The sequence below is a fragment of the Brevibacillus sp. IT-7CA2 genome, assembly GCF_949767855.1.
Lineage (GTDB): Bacteria > Bacillota > Bacilli > Brevibacillales > Brevibacillaceae > Brevibacillus.
Genome location: NZ_CATKQT010000009.1, coordinates 81,954 through 92,062, shown reverse-complemented (window position 1 = coordinate 92,062; position 10,109 = coordinate 81,954). Strand labels below are relative to the sequence as shown.

At 44.1% G+C, this 10,109-nt stretch carries 10 protein-coding genes; 2 read left to right on the top strand and 8 right to left on the bottom strand.

Translation table 11 applies throughout. The annotated features are described in order from the left end of the window. Positions 1-133: 133 nt before the first annotated feature. Positions 134-529, top strand: a complete 396-nt coding sequence (locus ACM6JA_RS06080; RefSeq protein ID WP_414851595.1) for a VOC family protein — start codon at positions 134-136, stop codon at positions 527-529. A gap of 857 nt (positions 530-1,386) precedes the next feature. Here ACM6JA_RS06080 and ACM6JA_RS06075 read toward each other — a convergent pair. The 6 genes from ACM6JA_RS06075 to ACM6JA_RS06050 form a co-directional block, all read right to left on the bottom strand. Further along, positions 1,387-2,871, bottom strand: coding sequence for an amidase family protein (locus tag ACM6JA_RS06075; RefSeq protein ID WP_414851594.1), 1,485 nt, complete (start codon positions 2,869-2,871; stop codon positions 1,387-1,389). Between the two features lie 691 nt (positions 2,872-3,562). Further along, positions 3,563-4,357, bottom strand: a complete 795-nt coding sequence (locus ACM6JA_RS06070; protein ID WP_414851593.1) for a hypothetical protein — start codon at positions 4,355-4,357, stop codon at positions 3,563-3,565. 73 nt (positions 4,358-4,430) lie between these two features. After that, positions 4,431-5,015 carry a hypothetical protein gene (locus ACM6JA_RS06065; RefSeq protein ID WP_414851592.1) on the bottom strand — a complete coding sequence of 195 codons (585 nt, stop codon included), beginning with the start codon at positions 5,013-5,015 and terminating at the stop codon, positions 4,431-4,433. 204 nt (positions 5,016-5,219) lie between these two features. After that, positions 5,220-5,381 carry an aspartyl-phosphate phosphatase Spo0E family protein gene (locus tag ACM6JA_RS06060; RefSeq protein ID WP_414851591.1) on the bottom strand — a complete coding sequence of 54 codons (162 nt, stop codon included), beginning with the start codon at positions 5,379-5,381 and terminating at the stop codon, positions 5,220-5,222. A 294-nt stretch (positions 5,382-5,675) separates the two neighbouring features. After that, the gene (locus ACM6JA_RS06055; RefSeq protein WP_414851590.1) at positions 5,676-5,825 is read right to left on the bottom strand and encodes a hypothetical protein; all 150 of its coding nucleotides are present in this window, start codon (positions 5,823-5,825) and stop codon (positions 5,676-5,678) included. Between the two features lie 2 nt (positions 5,826-5,827). Continuing rightward, positions 5,828-7,189, bottom strand: coding sequence for a DNA-binding protein (locus tag ACM6JA_RS06050; protein WP_414851589.1), 1,362 nt, complete (start codon positions 7,187-7,189; stop codon positions 5,828-5,830). A gap of 310 nt (positions 7,190-7,499) precedes the next feature. Between ACM6JA_RS06050 and ACM6JA_RS06045 the strand changes: the two genes are divergently transcribed. Next, positions 7,500-7,736 carry a helix-turn-helix transcriptional regulator gene (locus tag ACM6JA_RS06045; RefSeq protein ID WP_414851588.1) on the top strand — a complete coding sequence of 79 codons (237 nt, stop codon included), beginning with the start codon at positions 7,500-7,502 and terminating at the stop codon, positions 7,734-7,736. A gap of 276 nt (positions 7,737-8,012) precedes the next feature. Here the strand turns inward: ACM6JA_RS06045 and ACM6JA_RS06040 are convergent, their stop codons facing one another. Then, complete coding sequence (locus tag ACM6JA_RS06040) at positions 8,013-8,498, bottom strand: MarR family transcriptional regulator (RefSeq protein ID WP_414851587.1); 486 nt, start codon at positions 8,496-8,498, stop codon at positions 8,013-8,015. 97 nt (positions 8,499-8,595) lie between these two features. Then, positions 8,596-10,107 (bottom strand): monooxygenase, encoded by a 1,512-nt coding sequence (locus ACM6JA_RS06035; protein ID WP_414851586.1) that lies wholly within the window; start codon positions 10,105-10,107, stop codon positions 8,596-8,598. Positions 10,108-10,109: the final 2 nt, after the last annotated feature.

Below are 10,109 nucleotides of genomic sequence, written 5' to 3'. Positions count from 1 at the left end.
TACGATGAGGCAGTCTATCACTTTATTATTCAGTTTAGTGAAAAAGAAAGCAATTCATAAGAAATATCAATTTTCATACCTGCTATGATTGAATGAATGACAACAATTTACAAGCAGAAAGCAGGGTGTTCATATGAAGAGTTTAGGATCTAGGAATGTGGATGTCATTACGCTGTTTGTTGAGGATTTTCAGAAGGTAAAGGCATTCTATCAGGAGGTATTCGGATTTCAAGCCGTATATGAAGACGAGGTCTCGTCGGTGTTTAACTTCGGGAATATGAGCGTGAACCTTTTGGATATTTCCGAGTCACACGAATTGATGAAGCCGGGAACAGTCGCAACACGTGAATCCGGATTCCGTTTCCTGCTCACCATTTGGGTCGATGACGTGGATGAGGTCTGTGAAGAATTGAAAAAACGTGGGGTTGCTCTACTGAACGGTCCGATCGACCGACCCTGGGGAGTGCGAACGGCTTCATTCATCGATCCGGCAGGACATGCCTGGGAGATCGCGAAACAATTGGCATAGGAACAGATTTATCGCATGGAACTAACGGGTACGATAGCTCAATAAACCAGGCCAGTCTAACACTTTATTTTTGTGTTTTGACTGGCCTTTTGTATGGAAGGATTGAATAGTCTAATACCTATTTTTCTAAGGTAAAGAGCTTTCTTAGACAGTAATAGCAACAAATCAACAACATCAGTCTAATACTTTATTTTCTCTGAACAAGAATAATATGCACCAATCAAAGGGATCAACATGGTAATAAGTGCAATTTTATTCTTGAATAATTTAAATCTCAATGTTAAATAGATAGCAAAAGCTACCTCCCTGGTTGTACTTTATTTATTTTGCTCCCACTTTCCATTTTCCAAAACGAACTCTATTCAGACTTTCGCAAGACTCGTGCAAATGGATTTAAGACTTTTTATCGCCTACGGTAGTTTTCGTCAGCTCTCTGACCTCTTCCGGCTAGGATACTTCGACCCACGCATGCGCGGCGTCGACCGGCTGTCCCTGGATATCGCCTCAGCTACGCCCGGTTGAGCCTGCCGCTCACCCGCACCTACTCCCTCGCACGCGCGACCTGCCACTTGCATTCGGGCAGCTCAAACAGACCGGCCGCTGCATGTTTACCCTCACTGACGACTGTTCGGTGAAAATAAGTAATTAAACTGGTGGTCGTTGATTGACGCGGTTTTTGAATTAAAAAATCGTTAGCTTTTGAAAAATGAGTTGTAGTCTGATCCATTATAAAGAAACAGCGGCGGACCAAGACTTGAAAAATAAAGACTTGGTCCGCCGCTGGTGTCATTCAACAAACGTACCCTTTAGGTTATTGTGAAGTAAGCCTACAGTTCCTTAACGGACGGAATTGGAGACTAAACCGGATCTGTCGGCGCAAACCGGTATTGGCTTGCTTGTTCGTAGGCGTAAGCGAGACGGAAAAGCGAGGGCTCGCTGTAGGCGGTTCCGACGAAAGTGATTCCCTGCGGCCCTTTGGTCGTATAGCCGCCTTCGGCGATGATGCCTGTCTCTGCGTACCCGCCGGGCACGGTAATTGCAGGATACCCCGCACGCGCGGACAAATCAATCCCTTCCTCGTTGCCTAGGAACAGCAGCGCGTCCAGCCGATGTTCGCGTATCACGTGGTCGATGCCTTGGTCACGGGATAACTCAAGGTTAAGGCGCAAACTCTCGGCGTACACCTGTTCAGACAATGTGCCGCTTGTTCCATTCGACCAGATCAGCGTGTCTTGCCCATATTTAAGCGCGACGTCGCGATTCTCTTCGTTATAGGCTATGAGTTCATCTAACGACCGAACGAATGCGCCGGGGCCAGCTTTAGCGAGATAGTCGTTCAGTCCTTTTTTGAATTCGAACCGCATCACGTCCCAGTCCCACTTCGCACTCTCGCACGGCAACGATACCGGGTCTACGACGATCGCCCCGCGTTCCTTGCACAAGGTGATCGCCCGCTCGATAATCGCCACCCGGGCTTGGTCCAATCCTCGATAATAATATCGTGGAACGCCAATTCTCGCGCCTTGCAAACCGTTCGCGTCCAAGAAAGGCGTATAATCCGTATACGCTATTCGCCTATTCTCTAGCATAGCCGCATCTTCCGGATCTGCCGCCGTCATGGCCCCGAGTAAGATCGCGGCGTCCCTGACCGTACGCGTCATCGGACCGGCCGAATCTTGGCTATGTGTAATCGGAATGATTCCTGTACGACTGACGAGCCCGATAGTCGGTTTTATACCGACGATGCCGTTTTGTGAGGACGGGCTGATGATCGAACCCGAAGTTTCTGTGCCAATGGCAGCAGCACACAGATTCACGGCAACCGCCGCGCCAGAGCCCGAACTCGAGCCGCCTACAAACAACTCGCCGGGCCCATAAGGATTAAGCGTCAGACCGCCCCTGGAGCTATACCCCGCCCACATCGTGCCCGACATGAAGTTAGCCCATTCCGTCATGTTTGCCTTACCAAGGAATACACATCCCGCAGCCCTTAATTGCGCGGCCACGGCCGAATCCTTTTGAGCGAAATGTTCAGCAAGAGCAACCGAACCGGCACTAGTATGCATGCAGTCACCTGTATCAATATTGTCCTTGAGCAAGAGCGGGATGCCGTGAAGCGGTCCGCGAGCCCCGTGTTCCCGTCGCTCCGCGTCAAGTCTCTCCGCGACCGCTATCGCGTCCGGGTTGACTTCCAGCACCGCTTTCAGCTTCGGGTTGAGCCGTTCGATTCGTTCCAAATACCAGCTAACGCAAGCTGCTGACGATAACTCGCCTGATTCCATCGCCAACTGCAACGAAACGATGTCTGCCTCTATTAAACTATCATTTAGTGTTCTGGCCATTCAGAGAGACTCTCCTTTTGGAATCTTCTGCTTATAATAATAACAAAATGAAAAAAGCAATGACCTGTAGAGAACGATTAAAACTAAACTGCCAGTTAGCCTAATGATCGGCATTAAGTCTAAATCTTTATTTGCTTAGTCTATATTTATATTTTCACAGTCTAGCACTTTATTTTTCGTGTCTAATACATTATTTTCAGTAAACAACGACGACCTCCAGGCCAGCCATCCGGGCACCGTGGAGCGGCCGCGCGGGATCCTTACCAACATGGAGTTTTCGCTACTCCGTCGGCTCTCCTGCAGCTGAGCGCGTCCTGCTGCTGCGATTCGCCGACGCCTACCCGATCAGCGAATTCCGGGTCCTGCGCGACCTGGAGTTGCACGGCCTGCTCGGCGAGCAACTACTTCCGTTCGAGGGCACTGCGTTCACGACCACTTGACGCTGGAGCTGCCCCCGGGCGTGAATCCCGTGGGGCTCGGACGCGTCACTGACGTACTCCTCACCTTCGACCTGCAGGCGGCCTTCGATGCTGAGCGGACCGACACCGCCGGGCTTTCGAGTCTGTGGACACCGCCGCCGACCGCGAAGCTGCGCTTCGCACTCAACAGACTCCCACTCCCGCTCGACGGCAAGGTGACCAACCTCGCCGTGTTCGTGCCCGGCGTAGAGGATCATGTAGCGAAGGCTTTTTTAAAAATCATTTCTAAATATCATATTTGGTATATCGGAATATTCTACCATCCCTTGCCTTTCGCTTATTAGTAGCGGTCTTAAATCAATATTAACTATTTGGTTTGGGGGGAAATTTATCTTCCAATCAACTATTAGTTTGATCTGTTCCTTTGGTTTTAACTGGTAACCTGCTTTAGGTATCGGAACTTCTTGGTTGTTTATAACTATTTTTACATCTTTCTCGCTATATGCTACATATGGATTATCTATTTTAATCCCCTTTATCATAACAGGATATTTATTTTCATTCCTCGGTGCAATTTCTAATGGTGTCCCTTTTGAAAATACTCCTATGTTATTGGAGAGTGCAGATATACCTGAAAACACTCCCTTATGAATGTTTATATTTGCTTTACCTAAATCTAAAACTACTCTTTCATTTTTCGTATTAAAAGCAATTTGCGTGAAGACATGAGTCCCTTCTTTTTGTGTTAACAAATGAACAAACAAAGCTTTTTGATTTAAGTTATTTTGAGGAGGATTTTCCTCTATGAAAAATTTATTAATTTTAACTAAGTCTGTACTGGGTAATAACTCGATGGAATCAATTTTACTTTGATCAAATTCGAGGGCAGGGGAATGATTGAATGCTAAATTTAATACGAACAGGTTTTGAGAACCTTTTGTCCAATATGATTCGTAACTCGCCTCATTTTTCACCATGTAGCAAACCTTATTATCAGTAGCGTTAGTACAAGAAGCTAGTAATAGCCCTAAAAGTAATCCAATAATGTATATATACTTTTTTCTCATATATCCCTGTCTCCTTATCAAGAAATAGAGTAATGGTAAAGATGGGGACTCATCAGAGTCCCCATCTTTTTTACTATTCAGTTATCCATTTCAAATGGGTAGGATAGTACACATCCACATTTTGTGAACCTGTTAAGTATTTCCATTTACCTTTTATAACAGTCAGAGAGGGTGAAGCCTTTAAATATACTGTTGTACCTTTCGGAACCGTAACGGAAAATTGAGAAGATCTTTCAACAGTATTTGTCGCTTGGTAACCCATTGTTGCATTAAACGCAGCTTGAAACGATGCATTCACACCCACATTGTATGTGGTTGATTTTGTTGCTTTTGCTGTGAATGTGTAATTAAAAGGTTGTGGGTTCGTATTTTCATATTCCTCAACGGGAAATGGTTGACCGCATGCTTTAGTCTCACTACTGTATACCCAAGAGTCAAGTGCCAAAGGAGAAACTCTAGATTTTTCTGAATTATCCGATTGATATTCTACTTCATGTGGAATCTTGTAGTAAGAAATTTGACTTGTACTTGAACGGCCTGGAGTTTTGTCATCTTTACCGCAAACATTTCCAGACGGTTTTGTGTAAGCCAATGAAGTAGGTACTAAGGTAGCGAGTACAAACAATATTGCAACGGTAGAGCTAACGAATTTTTTCAACTCTATACCTCCCATTTTTTACCAATATATCATATTATCACAAAAAGCACACTCGATTTTTGTTTACCTCTTAGAAAAATCGAAGCCGGTAATCCTTAACGTACAGGATTTCGGCGTTTTTTCTGTCAATCGGAGCTTAGCGTACAAAATCCGCACTTTGTTGGTGGTACCCCTAAGATCCTTTGACGCTAGATTTTTCCCTTACTACACTTGCTCACATTCTTTCTTCATCATTCTTGATTGAATTACCAGAATGTACTGATCCAATTGCTGACTTAATTCCACGACTTCATCATCCAACAAATCATTCTTATCCAAAAACAATTGCACCAGTTGTTCCCGTAATTGTTCCACAATGTTTTTCAAATGATCTACATCGTGATAAGTTCCTCCTTCCCGATCTAACGGTAGCGTGGTACATTTACTTATAGGAGCTGTATCTGCTCCTCCTGCGGGCGTTCCATGAACCTGACGAATGGGTGGAACGCCCTTTCTATATGCAATTGCTCCTATTTTTATCACCTCCCTTTATTTTACAATAGATACATTTATAACTATACTGCAATTTCCCAAATTCACTGTTCTTAGAAAAATGGGAAAATAACAAAAGCATCCCTTTTTTGTTTGGGATGCTTTTTCGAACCCTTTATCAAACTCTATTTAGCCTCCTACGCCGTGATGATATTGCATAACTGGAGGAGGAGAAACAGTAGAAATAGATGGCGTTTCGCTTCCTATAGAAGCCTGGCCAACACTGGAAAATAGCCCAAAACTCAAAGCCATGGATAACAAAACAAAAAATTTCTTCATATTCACACTCTCCCTTCTAAAATGGCTTCATAGCGATCTTTTTGCTCATTTGTTGCGTGTGGCAAGTGTTTCCAAAACTTTGTGACACAACGTTTAAATCCTTGGTGATAGGTCATTTTGTCAGATAAATCCAGGCACAGCAGTAACTGATCTATCGCTTGTGACGTGTTTCCTTTTCTAAATTCATATTCAGTCTTTTGATCCCAAAAGTGAAAATTCTGACTCAAATTTATAGGGTTCTGATGGTCATGAAAGCTGGATAGATTAGCAGAATAACGATGTAGTAGCTCATCTATGCAAAAATTATGTTTATTGGCTGCTTCGATGATGGTCAACATCCCAGGGAGAATTTCATTTGGATGTTCCTTTAAGAAAGCAACATACTCTGAGAGGATATTCACGTTCCCCTTCTTCAAGCTAAGTCCATATAAGTTAGCCCTGCCCCATACATTGAATTTCTTTACTTCTTTATGACCTATCTCATCTAACAGTTCAAACCAACTAAGATCAGTATAATCGAGCACATGTTTTTCCGCTTCTTCATATTGTTCTTGCATAGTGAGAGCAACTCCTTTTAGCAAGGAGCTTTGGCCATAGTATACAACTAGATGACGTTCCGTATGTAACATTTCATCCGTTTTACCGCTCTCTTTCTTGCGTAGTTGATCCTGATAGACTGCAATAGCTAAGGTCCGTAATTCGTCGGCATATTTTTCAACATCTTTCCATTTCTGCAACATGTAGCACGCATTCGCTAGATGTAGCAACGCGGCCAATTGGTGACTTTCGGACAATCTGTTCCGATAAGGTTCAAACCGTATGACGGCTTTCCAGTTGTCTTCAGCATTTGTACTTTGTACTGCACGAAATAACCGATATTGACTTATCACAAAATGGTCCGAATGACTATCTTTTTCCGTTTCGATCACTAGCTGATAAAAGGGGACTGACGAAGCATGTCCACCATTTTGAAATAATTGTTCTGCAACAATGAAGAGAATGGAAACATTTTTAGGGTTCTCTAGCAATCTTGAGACAACCGCTTCAATACAATCCTGACGCCCAATCTCGGCACATCGAACCAAATAAGGGGTCAAACGTGGCCGTGAGATTTTTTCCTCGGCTATGCACTCTTCCGAGTACAACTCGTACAACCAACCAGGAGCCTTTTTAAAGACCTTAGCCAACGTGTCAAGCTGACCAATTGTAATGGCACGTGGTGGATTGCTATTAAGGATCTCACTCAAATGTCCTGGATTAACACAACTCAATTCACCTAGTTTACTAAGTGTATATCCGTTCTCTTTCATATTTCTATCTATTTCAGAGCGTATCGATTTTTGTATTGTTTTTCTTGTTTCCATACTAAAAGAAATCCCCCTTAGTCATGTACATAAGAAATACTCAACTTTCCACATTTTACAACTGCCATAATATTTTGTAAATATTTACCATTAAATCCCCTTGAACTTATTTATGATCCGTCAATTGTATTGCTCATGCATGCGGTTCACATCCTTCTATGAAATTTCATTCCACTTTCATTTTAGTTTTTAGAAACAAACAGATCAGGTTATCGAAATGTAAAAACTTGGCAACATTAGTAAGTATACTTCGTGTATTTTAATTCGCCTAGTATTGTGGGTGATTAAAAATTCGCTAACAGTTTAACATATGAGTAAACGAATCAAGGAGAGCTTCCCAGATTTGAAACTAAAAGATGCGCGAATAGACAAGAAATTATCCCAGGAAAAAATAAGCAGGACAATAAACGTATCCTTGAAACATTATCAGAACATAGAATACGGGATTACCGTTCCCTCCGTGACGATTGCGCTACATATTTGCGAAGTTCTCAACATCGATCCAAGAGACGTTGACGAGTGGAAAGACAGACGTATACCTAACTAAGAGCGGTATCCTATGAGAAATGCAAAATTCAACCCTAAGGTTAAATAAGCAAAAAAGCCGGGTTACCGTGGGGTAATTCGGCTTTTTACTTATCGAGAGTTCTGTTCACAGACATATTTTTCACGCGAAGTCGACTGATATAATTATTCTTGGTGATAATTATGTTTCTTGAACCTATGTTACTAGATCAACGTGACAAACCGTATCAGTTGTCAAGAGGCCCCCGAGGCAAAAAAAAGGCCCCATCAGTGTGATGGCGCCCCTTTGTCTACGATTTCAGAAATCCCAATCCAGCAAGTCCTCCAGCAGTTCGCGGGAAAATGCTAATTGCTCCGGTGTGTATTTATCCAGAAAGCTCTTAAATCGCTGTTCAATGTCCTGATGCATCTGGTGATGAATCTTATACAGCTTTTGTCCCTTTGCGGTTAACCGATAGTACACTTCTTTCTTATTATCAACCAGCTGTTGCCTTTTAATTAAATCAAGCTTCCATAACTTTTTGCTGATCCGTGTTATGGACCCTTTCGTTAAATTGACTTTTTCCGAAATCGTGGTGACATTGATGGGACCATGATCCCCGATACAGGCAATGAAATGAATTTCGGATAGGGTAAGGTTTAGCTTCATCCCCATCTCGGATTCCAGCTTCTTCATCTCTTCTGCCATTCGCTCAGTCAATTTGCTTTCTCGTAGCTCTTGCTGCGTGATTAGCTGTATGTAAAGCTGTATGATCCGCTGCTTGGAAAGTTCTGTACTTTGCATATCATGTCTCCTAGATTACTATCTCCTCTCCATTATATACTGATTGTTTCGAGAAAAACAATTTTGTTTTGTTTTTCACGAAACAATATTAATGCAGTTAATAATGTCCGCACCAGTTGGTGATTCCTTTCCGAATAGCTTCCATCGGATTAGACTCCTCTTGGGAAACCGCCCATGCGACATATCCATCCGGTCGAATCAACGCAGTATGCACGTCATGCCAATCAGCAGCTCCCTTAGCAAACGAAGCGCGAACTACATGGACATGCTTGTATTTCGACCAATCGAGAGCATCGTCCAATCGTTTATCCGAGCCGAAATGGAGCAATAGGAATGAACCAGAATGAAAAAGCTCGTATGCATACTGGCACTCACCGTTCTCCAGACGCAGATTCAACTCTGTAAAACGTCGACCATTCAATACATGCTGCTGCATCTCCCCAACCGGTTCATACTGGACATTGAACGCAGAGATTTGAGTAGCCAACCGATAATTTGCCTCGGGTATTTGCAGCAGGTTGGACAGCATATTCCTCAAAGCTATGACGGATGGGGAGAATTCCGAACTACCGAACAGCAATGATTGCATCTGTGTATTCGTTAGTAAAGCGGTATTGATGGGGAAACGCTCCGTATGATAGCTGTCCAACAGCCACTCCGGTGCCCAGCCTTTTAAATGGGCCGCCAGCTTCCACCCCAGGTTGATTGCCTCTTGCAAGCCAACGTTCATCCCCTGGCCTCCGGCTGGAAAATGAATATGCGCCGCATCTCCCACCAGGAAAATCCGTCCTTCTCGATAACGCTGAGCTTGCAAGGTCGCATTGCCAAAACGAGTCATCCAAAACGGATCTGAAATTCCTAAATCGTCTCCAAGAATACGCAGCAAACTAGCGCGCAGTTCCTCCAACGTAACTGGTTCTTCCTTTGGTACAGCCATTCGCTCCGAATCGATCAGCACCACCCGATGCATCCCTCCTGGCAAGGGTACAATCATGACCAAACCTTGTTCATTAAAGTAGGAAGGAGCTCCCGATTCCGGCGGATTTTTCAAAACAACATCCCCTTGCATAGCCGTAAAAGTCGCATTCTTACCGACAAACGGAATGCCTGCCTGCTTGCGGACAATGCTGGCAGCGCCATCTGCACCGACCACATAGAGTGCCGTCAGCACAGCCTTTCCATTCGGCCCGGAAGCCACTACCTCAACCCCATGCTGATCTTGGTGTACGGCCACTACCTCCTCTTCCCTTCGTATTTCCACCCCTAGACTTTTTGCCCACTCCTCTAGTACCTTCTCCGTGTCATGTTGGGGAATAATCAGTGTGTAGTTGGAGGAAGAATCTAACACAGAAAAATCCAAGCGTGTATCAAGCGCAGCAAAATGCGCCGTCGAAATCGGTTTTCCTCTATCAAGTAATTTCGCTTTCAACCCGCGCATATCCAGGATTTCCAGTGTGCGCGGATGTATAGTGAGCGCCCGTGAATACGGGGTCGTTTCCTTTAAGCGCTCAAGTACGCACACCTTCACTTTAGCCAACGCCAGCTCTGCAGCTACCATCATTCCAACTGGTCCACCACCAACAATAATCACTTCATAATCGACCTGCATTG

What these genes read in the sequence shown, in the direction of transcription:
- ACM6JA_RS06080 (WP_414851595.1), top strand. Translation starts at nt 134, where the DNA reads ATGAAGAGTTTAGGATCTAGGAATGTGGATGTCATTACGCTGTTTGTT.
- ACM6JA_RS06075 (WP_414851594.1), bottom strand. Translation starts at nt 2,871, where the DNA reads ATGGCCAGAACACTAAATGATAGTTTAATAGAGGCAGACATCGTTTCG.
- ACM6JA_RS06070 (WP_414851593.1), bottom strand. Translation starts at nt 4,357, where the DNA reads ATGAGAAAAAAGTATATATACATTATTGGATTACTTTTAGGGCTATTA.
- ACM6JA_RS06055 (WP_414851590.1), bottom strand. Translation starts at nt 5,825, where the DNA reads ATGAAGAAATTTTTTGTTTTGTTATCCATGGCTTTGAGTTTTGGGCTA.
- ACM6JA_RS06050 (WP_414851589.1), bottom strand. Translation starts at nt 7,189, where the DNA reads ATGGAAACAAGAAAAACAATACAAAAATCGATACGCTCTGAAATAGAT.
- ACM6JA_RS06045 (WP_414851588.1), top strand. Translation starts at nt 7,500, where the DNA reads ATGAGTAAACGAATCAAGGAGAGCTTCCCAGATTTGAAACTAAAAGAT.
- ACM6JA_RS06040 (WP_414851587.1), bottom strand. Translation starts at nt 8,498, where the DNA reads ATGCAAAGTACAGAACTTTCCAAGCAGCGGATCATACAGCTTTACATA.
- ACM6JA_RS06035 (WP_414851586.1), bottom strand. Translation starts at nt 10,107, where the DNA reads ATGCAGGTCGATTATGAAGTGATTATTGTTGGTGGTGGACCAGTTGGA.